We start from the raw sequence: 16,581 nt of genomic DNA, 5'->3' as shown, positions 1-16,581 counted from the left end.
CGTGTCGGACTGGCAGCTTAGGCCCGCAGACGCAGCCCCGAGGGCGTGGCCCGGAAACCGGCCTCCCGCAGCACCTCCGCCAGCTCCGACGTCAGCGCTTGCTCGCCGTCCGCGCGCTGGACGGCCAGCTGACCCAGCCAGCCCTCCCGGACCGCCGCCGACAACGCCTGCGCCGCGTCCGACAACGGTTGCCGTTCGTCGGTGAAACTCAGCAGGGACCGCCCGCCTCGCTCGACGTACAGCGCCGGGACGCCGTCGACCAGCACCGCCAGCGCGCCGGCTTTGCGCGCCGGGCGGTGCTTCGTGTCGCCGGTCGCCGCGGGCCACGGGAGCGCCGCGCCGTACGGCTGGGCCGGGTCGGCCGCCGCCAGCACCACCGCGCGGCCGGGCGCCGGGCGGCCCGGGCCGGACAACGCGCGCAACCGGTCGACCGCGCCCTTCGCCGCGAACTGCGCCGCGCCGAGGCCTTCCACGACGTAGCCGCGGATCACCTGGCCGGTGTCTTCCATGCCGCGCAGCACCTTGTAGATCCCGGAGAACCCGCCGGTGACGCGTTCGGTGTCGAGCGCGCCGCGGGTCAGGACGCCGTGGCGTTCCAGGAACGCCTCGGTGCGTGCGTGCGCCCGCCGGGTCGCGTCGGTCTCGCGGACCGGGGTCAGCGCCCACCGCCCCGCGACCGTCGGCGGCCCGGACCGCGACGGCATCTGCGGCCGCCCCGCCCGCAGCCGCGCGTACCGGCCGCGCGGCGCCTGGCGCCGTGGCTTGTGCGCGCCGTGCCCGGCCACCTGGGCCCGCAGCGGCCCCAGCGTGTCGCCCGTGACCAGCCCCGCCCACACCAGGTCCCACAGCGCGGACACCACTTCGGCGTCGTTCGGCGCCTTCTCCACCAGGACGCTCGCGCGGTCCACCAGCTGCCGGAAGAACAGCGCCCCACCCTCCAAAGTGGACACCAGGGCGTCGTGCAGCGGCCCGGTCGGGATGTCCTCGACGACCTCGGGCAGCAGCAGGTCGGCGACGTCGGTGGGGGCGAGGGCGATCCAGCCGTCGCCGCCGGACAGCGCGCCGCAGCCCGCCCAGGTGACCTCGCCCGCGGTCGTCAGCTCGTCGAGCAGCGCGGGGGAGTAGCCCGGCAGCCGCCCGGGCAGGATCAGCGACTCCACCGCGCTCGCCGGCAGCGGCGCCCCGGCCAGCTGCTCGACGACCGACAGCACGTCGTCCGCCGTCGGCGCCGCGCGGACGCGGCCGCCGAACCCGTGCCACGACGGCAGGAACCGGCCCAGCGCCGCCGGTTCGACCGGCTCGACCTCGGCCCGCAGCTTCGCCAGCGATGCCCGCCGCAGCCGGCGCAGCACCGCCGAATCGCAGTATTCGATCCCGACACCATGGGTGTCCGGATGTCCGACGGGGCTCAGCTCGCCGCGCACCAGGCGGCCTTCCCCGGTCATCCGGTCGAGGACGCCGGTGACGACGGCGAGCCCGAGCCCGAACCGCTGCGCCACCGTCGACGCCGCGAACGGCCCGCGGCTGCGGGCGTAGCGGAACAGCAGGTCGCCCAGCGGATCCGCGACCGGTTCGGTGAACGCCTCGGGCACGCCCACCGGCAGCGCGGTACCCAGCGCGTCACGAACCTTGCCCGAGTCTTCGATCGCGAGGAACCGCTCCTCGCCGCCGATCCGCACCCGGATCGCCCGACGCGCCGACTCCAGCTCGGCGAGCCACTCGGCCTGGATCCCGCGCTCGGCCGCCTCCTCGACGGTCAGGTCGCCGAGGAACCGCAGCAGGTCGGCGGCGTCCTCGGCCGAGCGTGCGTGCCGATCGGGCTCGAGCCGCTGCAGCGACCGCTCCACCTCGCGCACGGCCTCCGGGTCGAGCAGTTCGCGGATCGCCTCGGTGCCCAGCAGCTCGGCCAGCAGCCCCGAGTCCAGCGACAGCGCCGCCGCGCGTCGTTCGGCCAGCGGCGCGTCGGTTTCGTACAGGAACATCCCGACGTAGCCGAAGAGCAGGCTGCGCGCGAACGGCGACGCGGCCGGCGTCTCGACCTCCACCAGCCGGACCTTGCGGGCCCGAACGTCGGCCATCAGCTCGCGCAGGCCGCCCACGTCGTAGACGTCCTGCAGGACCTCCCGCATCGCCTCCAGCACGACCGGGAACCGCTCGTACTTCGCCGCGACCGACAGCAGCTGCGACGCGCGTTGCCGTTGCTGCCACAGGGGAGTGCGGCGCCGCGGATCCCGCCGGGGCAGCAGCAGCGACCGCGCCGCGCACTCGCGGAACCGCGCCGCGAACACGGCCGAGCCGCCGACTTCGGCGACGATCAGCTGCTCGACCTCTTCGGGGTCGAGCAGGACGTCGTCCGCGCCGATGGTCACGTCGCCACCTTCGGAGTCGAAGGCTTCCGGCAGCCGCAGGACGATGCCGTCGTCGGAGTGCGCCACCTGCGCGTCGACGCCGCGGTTTTCCCGCAGCCGCGCGGCGATGGCCAGCGCCCACGGCGCGTTCACCTGCGCGCCGAACGGCGAATGCACGACGATCCGCCAGTCGCCCAGCTCGTCGCGGTAGCGCTCCAGCAGGATCGTCCGGTCGTTCGGGACGTGCCGGGTGGCTTCCTTCTGCTCGGCCAGGTACTGCAGCAGGTTGTCGCACGCCCGCTCGTCCAGCCCGGCCGCGGCCGCCCGCTCGCGCGCCTTCTCGGCGTCCGATGTGGACAGTTCGCGGACGAACTTGCCCAGCGCCCGGCCCAGTTCCAGGGGCCGGCCCGGCGCGTCGCCCTTCCAGAACGGCATCCGCGCCGGTTCGCCCGGCGCGGGCACCACGATGACCCGGTCGTGCGTGATGTCGGTGATCCGCCACGACGACGTGCCGAGCAGGATCGTGTCGCCGACGCGCGACTCGTAGACCATCTCCTCGTCGAACTCGCCGACGCGCGACCCGGGCTTGTCGTCCCCACCGGGCGTCATCACGGTGAACAGGCCGCGGTCCGGGATCGTGCCGCCGGAGGTGACGGCCAGCCGCTGCGAGCCCGGGCGCCCGCGCAGCTCGCCCGCGATGCGGTCCCAGGTGATCCGCGCGCGCAGCTCGCCGAACTCCTCGCTCGGGTACCGGCCGGCCAGCATGTCGAGCACCGCGTGCAGGGCGTCGTCCGGCAGCGACGCGAACGGCGCCGCCCGCCGCACCAGCGACGCGAGGTCCGGCACCGTCCACGGTTCGAGCGCCACCATCGCGACGACGTGCTGCGCCAGGACGTCGAGCGGGTTGCGCGGGTAGCGGACCGCCTCGATCGCGCCGGTCGCCATCCGTTCCGCGACCACCGCGCAGGAGACGAGGTCACCGCGGAACTTGGGGAACATCACGCCGGAGGAGACCGCGCCGACCTGGTGCCCGGCGCGGCCGACGCGCTGCAGCCCGGACGCCACCGTCGGCGGCGCCTCGATCTGCACCACCAGGTCGACCGCGCCCATGTCGATGCCCAGCTCCAGCGACGACGTCGCCACCACGCACGGCAGCCGCCCGGACTTGAGGTCTTCCTCGACGTGCGTGCGCTGCTCCCGCGACATCGACCCGTGGTGCGCCCGGGCGATCACCGGTGGGGCGCCGGTGCTGACCCCGGACTGCCCGACGGCTTCGGCCGGGAAGGAGTCCTCCGGAGTCAGCTCCGTCTGTTCCGCGGCCAGCTCGTTGAGCCGGGCCGTCATCCGCTCGGTGAGCCGCCGGGAGTTGGCGAACACGATGGTCGAGCGGTGGCCCTGGATCAGGCTCAGCACCCGCTCTTCGACGGCGGGCCAGATCGACGGCCGCTGCACCGGGTTGCCGGCCATCTCCTCCAGCGTGCCCAGCCCGCCGGGGGCGATGTCGCCGGGTGGGAACGCCTCGGTCAGCGAATCCAGGGAACCGAGCGACTCCAGTTCGTCGAGCGGGCTCGGCGCCGGGCCGCTGCGCGGGGCGTCGAGGTTGCTCATGTCCTCGACCGGGACTTCGACGCGCACTTCGATGGTCTTCGCCAGCTTCGGCTGGACCACCCGCACCGGCCGGCCGCCGGCCAGGAACGCGCTCACCTCGTCGATCGGGCGGACGGTCGCCGACAGGCCGATCCGCTGCGCCGGCTTCGGGAGCAGCGAGTCCAGCCGCTCCAGCGACAGCGCGAGGTGCGCGCCGCGCTTGCCGCCCGCGACCGCGTGCACCTCGTCGACGATCACCGTCTCGACGCCGCGCAGCGACTCCCGCGCCGACGAAGTGAGGATGAGGAACAGCGACTCCGGTGTGGTCACCAGCACGTCGGGCGGGGTCTTGGTGAAGGAGCGCCGCTCGGCGGCCGTGGTGTCGCCGGTGCGCATGCCGACTTCGATTTCGGGCACCGCGAGCCCGAGCCGCCGCGACGCCTGCGAGATGCCGGCGAGCGGGGCCCGCAGGTTTCGCTGGACGTCGACCGCCAGGGCCTTCAGCGGCGAGACGTAGAGGATCCGGCAGCGCTTGGTGGCCTCCGCCGGTGGTGGCGCCACCGAGAGCCGGTCCAGCGCCCAGAGGAACGCGGACAGCGTCTTGCCGGAGCCGGTCGGCGCGACGACGAGGGCGTGCTCGCCCGCGTGCGCCGCCCGCCAGGCGCCTTCCTGCGCCGCCGTGGGCGCGGCGAAGGCCCCCGCGAACCAGTCCCGGGTCGCGGGGGAGAAGAGGTCGAGCACGTCACCTGCCACGTCGTCCATGATGCGCGGCACCACCGACAGTTTCGGGAGCGCCGGCCACGATCACGCTGTCGGCGAACGCCGGGTAGATGGTGTCGACCCGCAGCTCGTCGGTGATCAGCCGGTACTCGCGGTCGAGCGGCGTCCAGTAGGAAAAAGGGGCCTGGTCCAGCTTGGAGCGGTCGGCCAGCACGTACGCCTCGGCGCCCGCGTGCAGCATCGCGTGCTTGACCACCGACTGCTCCAGTGACGGGCAGCACAGCCCTCGGCCGGGCACCAGGCCGTCCGCGCCCAGGAACACCCGATCGGGTGAGATGTGCCGCAGCTGGGCGAGCACGGTCTCGCCGAGGATGGCCTCGTTGGGGTGCCGCAGCCGGCCGCCGAGGACGATCAGGTCGATTCCGGCGAAGCCCGCGAGCTCGCGGATCGCGGTCACGCCGTTCGTGACCACCGTCAGCCCCTCGCGGTGGGCGAGGTGGCGGGCGAGCCGGCCGGTGGTCGTGCCGGCGTCGAGCAGCACGACCTCGCCGTCGCGCACCACCGCGGCGGCTTGCCGGGCGATGGCGTCCTTGGCCGCGGCGTTTTCGCGGTCCTTCTCACGCGGGCTGCGTTCGGTGTCGAGCGCGCCGCCGTAGGTGCGGACGACGTGCCCGGCGCCGGCGAGCGAGGCGAGGTCACGGCGGATCGTCGACTCCGAGACGCCGAACTCCTCGGCCAGCTCCGCGATGCCGCCCGAGCCGTCGCGGACGGCTTCGAGCAGCATCGCGCGCCGGTCACGGGTTCCTGGACGCGGCTGGGACATGCGCCGAGTCTTCCACGACCGCCGGCTTCAGCCCGAAGAACGCCAGCGCGGCGGCCACCGCGAGGAACGCGGCCAGGACGACGAACCCGGTCGTCGCGCTGCCGGTGACGTCGGTGAGCCAGCCGACCAGGTACGGCCCGGCGAACCCGCCGAGGTTGCCGAGTGCGTTGATCAGGCCCATCGCCACGGCCACGACCTCGATGCCGAGGATCCGGCTGGGGATGGCCCAGAACGGCCCGTACGGCATGTAGACGCCGGTCGCGACGACGCAGAGCAGCACGAGCTGCACCGCGGCCGGCCAATGGACGAGGTTGCCGAGCAGCAGCCCGGCGATCGCCACGACCAGGGGCACGGTGACCGCGAGCCGCCGGTTGCCGGTGCGGTCCGACCAGTGCGCGCACGCGACCATCCCGGCCAGCGCGAGGACGTACGGCACGGCCGACAGGAACCCGACCGCGGTGGCCGAGCCCCCGGTCATCGTCTTCACCACTGACGGCAGCCACAGCGAAAAGCCGTAGAACCCGGTGATCCAGAAGAAGTAGATGCCGATCAGCAGCAGCACCTGCCGGTTCGCCAGCGCCTGCCGGTAACCCTGTTTCGCGAACGCGGGCTTCGCGTCTTCTTCGGCCTTCAAGGTCGTTTCGAGGTACTCGCGCTCTTCGGCCGAGATCCAGCGGGCCTTCGCCGGCCGGTCGGCCACCGCGAACCACCAGACGATCGCCCACAGCAACGGTGGCAGGCCCTGGATCACAAAGACCCAACGCCACGACATGTGGTCGAGCATCAGCCCGGACAGCGGCGACATGATGATCGCCGAGATCGGCAGGCAGGTCATCCACAACGCGTTCGCGCGGGCGCGTTCGGCCTGCGGGAACCAGGACGCCAGCAGGATCAGCACCGCGGGCCAGACGCCGCCCTCGAACAGCCCGAGCAGCAGCCGGGCCAGGTGCAGCTGGGTTTCGTTCCGCACCAGTCCGCAGAGGACGGCCGCGAACGCCCACGCGACCATCAGGATCAGCACCGTCTTGCGGGCGCTCCACTTCGCGGCCAGCACCGCGGCCGGGATCTGCAGCACCAGGTAGCCGACGAAGAAGATGCCGCTCGCCAGCCCCTTCGCGCTGGCGGACAACGGGAAGTCGTCGCCGATGTAGGGCAGGATCACCGCGACGTTCGTGCGGTCGAGGTAGGCCAGCATGTACATGACCACCGCGACCGGGATGACGTACGCCCAGCGCTTGCGGGGGATCACCGGATGCTCGGCGGGTAGATGGCGGGCAGCTTCCGCGCGTACGGCGCCAGCGTCGCTGCCGCCTTGAACGCGGCGCGCATGGTGCCGTGCGAGGCGCGGCCGGTGCCGGCGATGTCGAACGCCGTGCCGTGGTCGACCGACGTGCGCAGGATCGGCAGGCCCACGGTCACCGAGACGGTGCCGTCGAAGTCGTACGTCTTCGACGCGATGTGCCCCTGGTCGTGGTAGAGCGAGAGCACACCGTCGAAGCGGCCCTGGATCCCTTGGTGGAACACGGAATCCGCGGGGATCGGGCCGACGACGTCGAGCCCCGCGGCCCGCGCGGCCGCCACGGCGGGCGCGATCGCGACGATCTCTTCGTCGCCGAACTTGCCGTTCTCGCCGCCGTGCGGGTTCAGCGCCGCCACGGCCAGTCTCGGTTTCTCCGTGCCGAACACCTCGAGCGCGGTGTACGCCTCGCGGATCGCGTGTTCGATGTTCTCCCTGGTGATCTGGTTGATCGCTTCGCGCAGCGAAAGGTGCCGGGTGGCGAAGAAGATCTTCAGCCCGGACACCCAGAACATCGTGTTGAACCGGGTCGACCCGGTCAGCTCGCCGAGCATCTCGGTGTGCCCGAGGTGCTGCGAGCCCGCCGCCCAGATCGCCTCTTTGTTGATCGGCGCGGTGACGACCGCGTCGACCTCGCCGGCCAGCGCGAGCCGGGTCGCCACCTCGATCGCCCCCACCGCCGCGGCGCCCGCGGTCGCGTTGACCTCGCCCCACGGCAGGTCTTCGGTGACCACGCCGAGGTTCAGCACGTCGATCACGCCGGGGGTGAAACGCGCGTCGGCGACCGTGGCGATCGGGTTGACCTCCAGGTTCAGGCCCAGGTGCCGGACCACGCGGTCGAGCACCACGACGTCGCCGACCGCGACGCCGCGCGCGAGCTGCAGGGACTCCGGTTCGGCCAGGGTCTTGACGGTGATCTCCGGGCCGATGCCGACGGGGTCGCCGAGGGTGACGGCGAGGATGGGGAGGTCGCTCACGGGTTCTTCCTTCCGGTGGCCAGGACGTGGTTCAGGTGTTCCAGGCAGGCGACGGCGGCGTCCCGGCCGCCGATCAGCCCGCCCTTCGTGGCGAAGGGCAGCCTGGTGTGCGGGCCGCCGGTCAGCCGCCCGGCGACCGCCAGGGGCAGTACTTCGGTGTCGATCTCGAAGCCCTCGGCCCCGAGGGCCCTGGTGACCTCGACGGCGATGTCGCCGCCGGTGGCGTAGAGCCCGCCGATCCGGTGCGTGGCGAGCACGAGCCGGGCCGCTTCGCCGAGTGCGGGCGGGATCCGCGCCGCCACCGCCGGGTCGACCGGCGCGCCCGGCGCGGGTGCCCGGGTCCGGATGCCGACCACGCGGTGCCCGGAGCCGAGCAGCTTCCCGGCCGCGGCCGCGATGGCCGGCGGATCGGGCCGCTCCGCGTCGACGTCGACGTACCGCGCGTCCAGCACCAGCTCGGTTTCCAGCAGCTGGTCGTGGGTCTGCCCGGTGATGCTGCCGACCACGGCCAGCACCGGCGGGACGGTGTCGTGACCGGGGGCGAGCCCGAGCGCGGCGGCCAGCCGGACGCCGAAGGGCCCGGAGTCCACGGAGATCCACCGAGTGTCCTCGGCCGCCAGCCGGGCCGCGGCCTTGGCGACGGTGGTGAGGTGGCGGTTCGTCGTGGCGTCGCAGACGACGATCCCGGCGGCGCACCGCAGCGCCGCCTCGACCGCGGCCACGCCCTCCTCGACGACGTCCAGCGGCAGCTCGGCGATCTCGCGGTCGGTGGGCTGGAGCAGGGTGCGGATCCGCGACGTCTTCACCGGCGCCAGCGGATCGCGCGCGGCGGGGCTTTCGGCCAGCGGCACGCCGTCGACCAGGTGCAGGCCGCCGAGGGTGACCCGGCCGGCGTCCGGGAAGGCGGGCACGACCAGCGCGCGGGCGCCCGGCGCCGAGGCCAGGACGGCCTCGGTCTCCGCGCCGACGTTGCCGCGCAGCGTCGTGTCGACGCGCTTCACCGTGAGCTGAACCGGCCCGGCCAGCTCGATCGCCTCCCGTACCGCCTGCGCGGCGTGTGACGGCGAAGCGTGCCGGGTACCCAGGTTCACCACGAGAGCGTCGATCCCGCTCTCCGCGCGGAAACAGGGCGCGTCCGGCGCCACGGGCGCGTTGACGGACACCGCGCGCAGCCCGAAGCGGGCATACAGCGCCCCGGTCGCGTTGCTGCCGGTCAGGTCGTCGCCGAGGACGAGCAGCTTCGGCATCACCCGCTCCTTTGCGCAGTGTGTGCAACTCGATTGACCGAACCGCGCAACTATCGTGCACCGTGATCGACCTCTCCGTCAAGGAGCGGCGACTTTCGCGGGTCCGCACGCACGGTGACCGCGCGCATGGCAGCATCACCGCGAGCGCCGTCAAGGCGTGGTTTCGTGAAGGGGAGTGCTGTGCGGATCCTGTCGGTGGACCTCGGGACGTCCAACACCGTCGCCGTCCTGTCGGCGCACGGCAGGCCGCCCCGGGTCGTCGAGGTGGACGGCTCGGCCAACATGCCCTCGGCGGTGTTCGCCACCGAAGAGGGCACGATCATGGTCGGCCGCGACGCCGAGCGCCGTGCGCGCCTCGACCCGACGCGCTTCGAGCCGAACCCCAAGCGCCGCATCGACGAGCAGACCCTGCTGCTCGGCACCGACGTCGTCCCGGTGACCGACGCGCTGGCCGCCATCCTGCGCCGCGTGCTCGAAGAGACCTCCCGCCAGCTCGGCGGCGAGCAGCCCGACGAGGTCCGGCTGACCCACCCCGCGCAGTGGGGGCAGACCCGCCGCAACGTCCTGATGTCCGCCGCCCGGCTCGCCGGGATGGGCCAGAACATCCTGCTGGTGCCCGAGCCCGTCGCCGCGGCCGCGCACTTCGCGTCGTTCCCCGGCAAGTCCCTCGCGCCGGGCCAGGCGCTCGCGGTCTACGACCTCGGCGCGGGCACCTTCGACGTCGCCGTCGTCGGGGCCACGCAGAACGGCTTCACCGTGCTCGCCGAAGACGGCCTGCCCGACCTCGGCGGCCTCGACGTCGACCAGGCGCTGATGGTGCACGTCGGGCGCGAGGTCTCGCACTCCGACCCGCAGCGCTGGCAGCGGCTGCTGCGTCCCGAGTCGACCGCCGACCGGCGCACCCGGCGCGCGCTGCAGGAAGACGTCAAGGCGGCCAAGGAGGCGCTGTCGCGGCACCCGCAGACCGAGGTGCCGATGCCGGAGCCGTTCAAGGACGTCCTCGTCACGCGCGGCGAGCTGGAAGGCCTGGTCCGGCCGGCCATGCTGCGTAGTGTCGAGCTGCTTTCGCGGACGCTGCGCTCGTCCGGGCTGACCCCGGATCGCCTCGCCGGCATCTACCTCGTCGGCGGGTCGAGCCGGCTGCCGCTGGTCGGCGCGATGATCGCGGAGAAGCTCGGCGTCGTGCCGGGCAGCCTCGACCAGCCGGAGACCGCCGTCGCGCTCGGCGCCCAGCACGTCGCCCGGGACGGCCTGGGCGCACGCACCCAGAACGTCGAAGGGGCGGTGGCCGCGGGGACCGCGCCGCACCGCCCGCAGTACGCGCCGCCGCCTCCGCCGCAGTACCCGGGGTACACGCCCTCGAACTTCCCGCCCAGCGGCCCGCAGCCGGTGCCGGCGAACTTCCCCGCGTATTCGCCCGCGGAGCAGGCCGAACCGAAGTCCGGCGGGAAGAAGAAGCTGCTCATCGGCATCGCGGTCGCGGTCGTGGTGGTGCTCGCGGCCGGGCTGACCTACTTCCTGACGTCGTCGTCCTCGGTCGCCACCTACACCGCGGACCAGTGCCAGACCCCGGGGCAGGCCGACGACAAGGGCTTCACCGGCTGCCTGCGCCAGCTCGCCGGGAAGATCGCCGACACCGGCGACTGCAAGCCGGGCATGGGCAACGGCCCGGCGGCGCCGGCGGAAAGCCTCGGGGTGTCCTCGACCTGCTCCGCGCCGGGCCGGGCGGGCACGCAGGTGACCTACGTCCAAGGCGACGCCGCCACGCTCAAGCAGTACACCGACGGCCTGCTCGCCTCCGCGGGCGGCGACCGCACCGAGGCCGACTGGGGTGGCAACGGGCTGAAGGGGCACTACTCGTCGGCCGCGGGCAAGACGTCGGCGGTGCTCGTGTTCACGGTGGCGGACCGGCCGCTCGCCGGGTTCATCTACCAGCTGAATTCGAACGAGCAGGCCGCGGCGACCACGCCGGGCACGCTGGCCGACTACTTCGAGGCGAGCGTCCAGCCCGGGGAGTAGCCGGACCGTTCGCGCCCGCCGGTTAGAGTGGGCTCGATGCGGATCACGGTTTTCCGGCGGCTGATGGCCGAGGAGTTCGGCCCCGGGCGGGCCCAGGTGCTGGCCAGGGACCACGTGCTCAGCGGGCTCGGCGGGCGCACCGTCGACCAGGCGCTGACCGCGGGAATTCCGGCGAAGGAGATCTGGCGCGAGGTCTGCGACGCCTTCGACGTCCCGGCGGAGCGGCGCTGACCTGGGCGATCCCCGCCCGGCCGGGCGAAAATCCTAGCGCAAGGGTGTGTCGCTGCCGACCTCGAACAAGTGTTCGTCTAAGGTGTTGTCCACATCGGGTCCAGCGATCCACAGATTGGGCGCCGCGCCTGGAATTGTCGGTCCCCGCCGCTAGCGTCGGACCGGACAGCTGAAGAACTGACACAGAGGGCCCTCGATGGGGGCTCGGACCAGCGAGGTGGACTTCCATGCCTGCAGCACCCGACAAGGACAAGGCGCTCGAGCTCGCGCTCGCGCAGATCGACAAGCAGTACGGCAAGGGCTCGGTCATGCGGCTCGGCCAGGACGGCCGCGCGCCCGTCTCCGTGATCCCGACCGGCGCGATCGCGCTCGACGTCGCCCTCGGCATCGGCGGGCTGCCCCGCGGCCGCGTGATCGAGGTCTACGGCCCGGAGTCCTCCGGTAAGACCACGGTCGCCCTGCACGCGGTGGCGAACGCGCAGCGCGCCGGCGGCATCGCGGCGTTCATCGACGCGGAGCACGCGCTGGACCCGGAGTACGCCAAGAAGCTCGGCGTCGACACCGACGCGCTGCTGGTCTCCCAGCCGGACACCGGTGAGCAGGCGCTGGAGATCGCGGACATGCTGATCCGCTCCGGCGCGCTCGACATCCTGGTCATCGACTCCGTGGCCGCGCTCGTGCCGCGCGCGGAGATCGAGGGCGAGATGGGTGACTCGCACGTGGGTCTGCAGGCCCGCCTGATGAGCCAGGCGCTGCGCAAGATGACCGGTGCGATGAACAACTCCGGCACCACCGCGATCTTCATCAACCAGCTGCGCGAGAAGATCGGCGTCATGTTCGGCTCCCCGGAGACCACGACCGGTGGTAAGGCGCTGAAGTTCTACGCGTCGGTCCGGCTCGACGTGCGTCGCATCGAGACGCTCAAGGACGGTGGCGAGCCGGTCGGCAACCGCACCCGCGTCAAGGTCGTGAAGAACAAGATGGCCCCGCCCTTCAAGCAGGCCGAGTTCGACATCCTGTACGGCGTCGGCGTCTCCCGCGAGGGTTCGCTCATCGACATGGGTGTCGACCAGGGGATCCTGCGCAAGTCCGGCGCTTGGTACACCTACGAGGGCGACCAGCTCGGCCAGGGCAAGGAGAACGCGCGGAAGTTCCTGCGCGACAACCCGGACATCGCCAACGAGATCGAGAAGCGCATCAAGGAGAAGCTGGGCATCGGCGCGCAGGTCGACGCGGAAGCCGCCGTCGAAGCCGTGCCGGCGCCGGTCGACTTCTGATCGATCGAGTTCGGGGTCCTCACCGTGGCGCGGTCCACGGTGAGGCGCGGATGAACGACGAGGAGTGATCGAGGGTGGCGAGGGCGCCGAAAATCCCGCCGGCCGAGCTGCCTCCCGAGGAGCGGTACAAGAAGGCCAAGGAGATCTGTTACGACCTCCTGGCCGTGCGTGCGCGGACTCAGGAGGAGCTCCGGCAGGCGTTGCGCCGCAAGGGGTTCGACGAGGAGACCAGCGAAACCCTGCTCGGCAAGCTCGACCGGGCGGGGCTGGTGAACGACGCTGAGTTCGCCGAGCTGTGGGTGAAGTCCCGGCACGAGACGCAGGGGCTGTCCCGCACCGCGCTGCTGGCCGAGCTGCGGCGCAAAGGCGTCGACGACGAAGTCGCGGCGCAGGCGGCGGGCGAGGTCGACCGCGAGTCCGAGGAGCAGATGGCCAGGGAACTGGTCCGCAAGCGCCTCGGCTCGCTGGGCAACGTCGACGAGCAGACGGCGCTGCGGCGGCTCCTCGGCTTCCTGGCCCGCAAGGGCTACCCGCAGGGCCTGGCGTACACGGTGATCAAGGAGGAGCTCCGCGAGTACGGCGCGGAGTCCACCTTGCTCGACGACGCCTACATCGACTGACCCGGAGGTGCGCGGTCGGTCAGTTCCGGAGCTTCTCCGCCTGGCCGGGCTCGCGCAGCTCCGACCCGTGGCACCGGCGATCCGCGCCCGCCGGCGGGAAGCGAGGCACCAGTTCCACGCGAGGCGGCGGCGGTGAAACCCGGGCGGCCGGCGGGGCCGGGGTGAGCACCCGCGCCCGGCGGTCCGAGCGGTGCTTGCGGACCGCCAGCAAGAGCACCGCCAGCAACCCCATCGCCACGCACGTCACCGCGGCCGACAGCACCAGGAACTCGTCGAGCTCGCCGGCCGCCAGGTAGGCGCCCAGGGCCACCGCCACCAGCGCGCACACCGCTCGGTCCACAATGGACTCCATCGATAGCAGCGTCGCGCGGTGGCGGGAGTCCGGGATCGAGTCGTTCAGCAGCTGCTTCTGCACCGGGAACGCGATACCCGTCGCCACCGCGAAGACGCACAGCAGCACCACCGTCGCGAGAGGGCTCGCGAACACGACCACGCCCAGGCAGAGCGCCATCACGATGGTCAGCGTGAACACCGAGCCCACCGGGCCGATCGCGCGGCGCAGCCGGTGCGGGCGCGCCGCACCCAGGGCCTCGAACACCGTCATCGCGGCCAGCACGGCGCCGTAGAAGTTCACCGACAGCGACTTCGACTCCAGGATCGGCTGGAACAAGTTCACCTGGCAGATCCGGACCAGCGTGAACATCGCGATGCCCTGCACCATCAGCAACGCCAGCCACCGCGAAGCCCGCAGCGTCGACAGCGCGCCGCCGACTCCGGCCAGCAGCGAGGCCGTCTTGCCCGACACACGACGGCCGCCCGGGATCGGCGGAAGTTTCAGCGCGAACGCCAACGCCACGGCCGCGTTGATCGCCGTCAGCCAGTACGGGGAGGGGAGGTTCCACGCCATCAGCAGGCCGATCACCGGCCAGTAGACGATCTTGCCCACCAGGCTGTACGCCCGGCCGACCCCTTCCACCCGCAGGTAGTGCTCACCGGCGCCGGACGCGTGCAGGAACTCGTACAGGTACGCGCTCTGCGCGCCGGACACCAGCGAGCGAGCCAGCGCGATCAGGACGAAGTGGATCAGGAACCCGCTGTAGGACCCCAGGAACACCGGCACCAGGTTCGCCACCACGAGCACACCGGCGCCCGCCGCCAGCGAAGTGCGGTAGTCGAACCGGTCGGCGATCAGTCCCGTCGGGATCTCCAGCAGGCAGAACACGACGTAATAGATGCTCTGGATGCCGAAGATCTCGCCGTCGGAGAGGCCGACGAGCTTCTGGTACTGGTAGAAGATCGGCACCCACAGCAGCAGGCCGAAGAAGAACTGGAACCCGTAGGTCAGCCGGACGGCGCGCTGAACGGCGGGTTTCGCGGGCAGGCGAAAGCCCAGCATGATCGTGTCTCCCGGAACTCAGGCGGAATACGGACGCAGCTGCAGGAGATGGACGTGCTCGCCGTCGGCGAGCCATTCGATGTCCACCGGCGAGCCGAACGTGTAGTCGGGCGAGAAGTGGCCCTGCAGCAGGCGGCCGGCGACCGCGAGCCGCTGCAGCTGGTCGTGGGCCCGCTCGTCGAGGTCCGCCGTCGCGTCGCCGAGGGACACCGTGCGCCCGCCGCCCTCGACCGTCGAGTACAGGTACTGCATGGGCAGCGCCGACCCCTCGACGACGTCGGTCACCCGCGGCGAAACGTTGACGTACACCGTGCGGAAGTCCGCGCGGTTCATCGGGTTCGTCGTCACCAGCACACCGCCGAAGTCCGCCTCGACCTGCTCCTGGATCACCACGCCCATGTAGCACTCGTCGAGCGGGATGCCGGCCTGGTGCCGCAGCCGCACGCTGCGCACCGACACCAGCGAAGCCCAGACTTCCTTGACGCTGGCGAAGATCCGCTCGGCGGTGGTGACGTGGTTGAGCGACTCGTAGATCCCGGCCGCCGAGAACCCGGCGAGGTCCTCGGCGTTCGACGAACTGCGCACCACGAACGTCCGCACGCCGGCCAGCTGCGACACCAGCGCGGAGTCGATCTCCCCGGCCAGCGCGCCCGGCAGCCGGGCCGACCGGATCAATCCTTGCAGCTCGACGCACAGCGGCTCGATCTCCCGCGCCTCCAGCTCCAGGGCCATCTTCAGCTTGCCGATGGCCTGCTGGATCCGCGGCGACGACTCGAGGAACCGCCGCTGCAGCGAGAACGGCAGCGCGATGCCCCGCGGCACGCGGACGTGGTCGTCGAGCAACCGGCGGGCGCCCGCGACCAGGTCGCCGCCGGCCGGGACGTCCAGCAGCCGCGAAAGGTAGGGCAGCAGGTTCTCCCGCGGCGGCCGCGGCACCTGGTAGAAGCCGAGCAGCCGCTGCGAGCCGTGGGCCAGGACGTGGTGCAGCTCGCCGAGGTTCGCCGCCTTGGTGCCGTAGCGGTGCCGGTCGGTCGCGCGCAGCCGCGCGAGGTTCACGATCGGGCTGCGCTCGGCCTCCGGCGCCTCCAGCGTGACGCGCTGGGCGTACCAGCTCGGCGGCGTGGCCGAGGCCGGCTCGGCGACCTCCCGCAGCGAGGCGGCCTGGGCGTCCACTGTGTACTCGACCCACTTGCCGTCGAGCCCGCGGCGCTCGACGTCGTCGAGCGCGCCGAGCTGGACGGCGTTCGGGATCTGCCAGCCGGTGGCCAGCACGTTGGTGTGCGACAACGGCGTCGTGTGCCGGGCATTGACGATGCCCGACAGCCGCGGGATGTCGTCGGGCACGCGGTCCATCACGATGATGTCCGACCAGTCCAGCGTCGCGGCCCGGTACTCGGCCTCGGTGCGGAACGCACGCAGCCGGCCGGTGGCCGTGCCGGGGTTCAGCGCGACGAACGGCGCCGTCGAAAACAGCTCGTGCGCGAACACGCGTGGCAGGTCACCCGGCGGGATCTCCCGGACGATCCGCTCCTGCAGCTGGTTGGCCGGCTTGAACAGCAGCGGCAGCGACGCGTCGACGTGCCGGGCGACGAACGCGTGGAACTCGCGGATCAGCTCGGCCGGCATGGTGTCGACCTCGACCGTCTCCAGCGACAGCATCCGCGGGTGCCGGGCCAGGACGCCGAGCAGGAACCGGCGGTCCGCCCCGTGGTAGAAGTCCTGGTTGTACGAGTCGATCTCCGCGCGCACGCGTTCTTCGGGGACGCCGAGGATCTCTTCGCCGATATAGATCGCGTGAAAGGAATGGCGCGCGTTGTTCAGGAAGTGGATCACCGGCTTTTCCCGGTCCACCACGACCTTGACGAAACAATAGCCGCCCAGCGTGCCACCGAGCTGGTGGAACGCGGACAGGGAAAGACGTTCGCCGACTAGCGCGGCGGGGCTTTCGGGGGCAGCACTGGGGGCGACCACGCTGGTCAGGCTCACGGATTCTCCTCGCTGGAAACAGCGAGGAGGAACGATAACAGGGGGTGAATCAC

11 protein-coding genes are annotated in these 16,581 nt (G+C 72.2%); 4 read left to right on the top strand and 7 right to left on the bottom strand.

The genetic code is table 11. The annotated features are described in order from the left end of the window. Positions 1-17: 17 nt before the first annotated feature. From M8542_RS35395 to M8542_RS35375, 5 genes are read right to left on the bottom strand one after another with little or no spacing between them, the layout of a single operon-like run. Entirely contained in the window at positions 18-4,697 is a 4,680-nt protein-coding gene (locus tag M8542_RS35395) for a DEAD/DEAH box helicase (RefSeq protein WP_257924680.1), read from the bottom strand. Further along, on the bottom strand, positions 4,678-5,478 hold the full coding sequence (locus M8542_RS35390) for a DeoR/GlpR family DNA-binding transcription regulator (protein ID WP_257924679.1): 801 nt from the start codon (positions 5,476-5,478) through the stop codon (positions 4,678-4,680). Before M8542_RS35390 ends, M8542_RS35395 begins: the two co-directional genes overlap by 20 nt. Continuing rightward, a complete protein-coding gene (locus M8542_RS35385) occupies positions 5,450-6,727 on the bottom strand; it encodes an MFS transporter (RefSeq protein WP_257924678.1) in 1,278 nt (425 codons plus the stop codon). The genes M8542_RS35390 and M8542_RS35385 overlap by 29 nt, the downstream gene beginning before the upstream one ends. After that, positions 6,724-7,752, bottom strand: a complete 1,029-nt coding sequence (pdxA, locus tag M8542_RS35380) for a 4-hydroxythreonine-4-phosphate dehydrogenase PdxA (protein ID WP_257924677.1) — start codon at positions 7,750-7,752, stop codon at positions 6,724-6,726. Before pdxA ends, M8542_RS35385 begins: the two co-directional genes overlap by 4 nt. Then, entirely contained in the window at positions 7,749-8,999 is a 1,251-nt protein-coding gene (locus M8542_RS35375) for a four-carbon acid sugar kinase family protein (RefSeq protein WP_257924676.1), read from the bottom strand. Before M8542_RS35375 ends, pdxA begins: the two co-directional genes overlap by 4 nt. A 180-nt stretch (positions 9,000-9,179) precedes the next feature. On the opposite strand from M8542_RS35375, the gene M8542_RS35370 reads away from it, so the two are divergent. The 4 genes from M8542_RS35370 to M8542_RS35355 all read left to right on the top strand — a co-directional run bounded on the left by M8542_RS35370 (position 9,180) and on the right by M8542_RS35355 (position 13,146). Next, on the top strand, positions 9,180-11,018 hold the full coding sequence (locus tag M8542_RS35370; protein ID WP_257924797.1) for an Hsp70 family protein: 1,839 nt from the start codon (positions 9,180-9,182) through the stop codon (positions 11,016-11,018). A 36-nt stretch (positions 11,019-11,054) separates the two neighbouring features. After that, a complete protein-coding gene (locus M8542_RS35365) occupies positions 11,055-11,249 on the top strand; it encodes a DUF3046 domain-containing protein (protein ID WP_176175862.1) in 195 nt (64 codons plus the stop codon). Positions 11,250-11,476: 227 nt separating this feature from the next. Further along, on the top strand, positions 11,477-12,526 hold the full coding sequence (recA, locus tag M8542_RS35360; protein ID WP_257924675.1) for a recombinase RecA: 1,050 nt from the start codon (positions 11,477-11,479) through the stop codon (positions 12,524-12,526). 92 nt (positions 12,527-12,618) lie between these two features. After that, positions 12,619-13,146 carry a regulatory protein RecX gene (locus tag M8542_RS35355; RefSeq protein ID WP_257924796.1) on the top strand — a complete coding sequence of 176 codons (528 nt, stop codon included), beginning with the start codon at positions 12,619-12,621 and terminating at the stop codon, positions 13,144-13,146. Positions 13,147-13,165: 19 nt separating this feature from the next. Here the strand turns inward: M8542_RS35355 and M8542_RS35350 are convergent, their stop codons facing one another. Continuing rightward, positions 13,166-14,542, bottom strand: a complete 1,377-nt coding sequence (locus M8542_RS35350; protein ID WP_257924674.1) for an MFS transporter — start codon at positions 14,540-14,542, stop codon at positions 13,166-13,168. A gap of 18 nt (positions 14,543-14,560) precedes the next feature. Further along, complete coding sequence (locus M8542_RS35345) at positions 14,561-16,528, bottom strand: PEP/pyruvate-binding domain-containing protein (RefSeq protein WP_257924673.1); 1,968 nt, start codon at positions 16,526-16,528, stop codon at positions 14,561-14,563. Positions 16,529-16,581 lie beyond the last annotated feature (53 nt).

Source organism: Amycolatopsis iheyensis (genome assembly GCF_024703995.1).
In the GTDB taxonomy this organism is placed as follows: domain Bacteria; phylum Actinomycetota; class Actinomycetes; order Mycobacteriales; family Pseudonocardiaceae; genus Amycolatopsis; species Amycolatopsis iheyensis.
The sequence above is the reverse complement of the archived record's forward strand: the minus strand, read 5'-3'. Positions and strand labels throughout refer to the sequence as shown.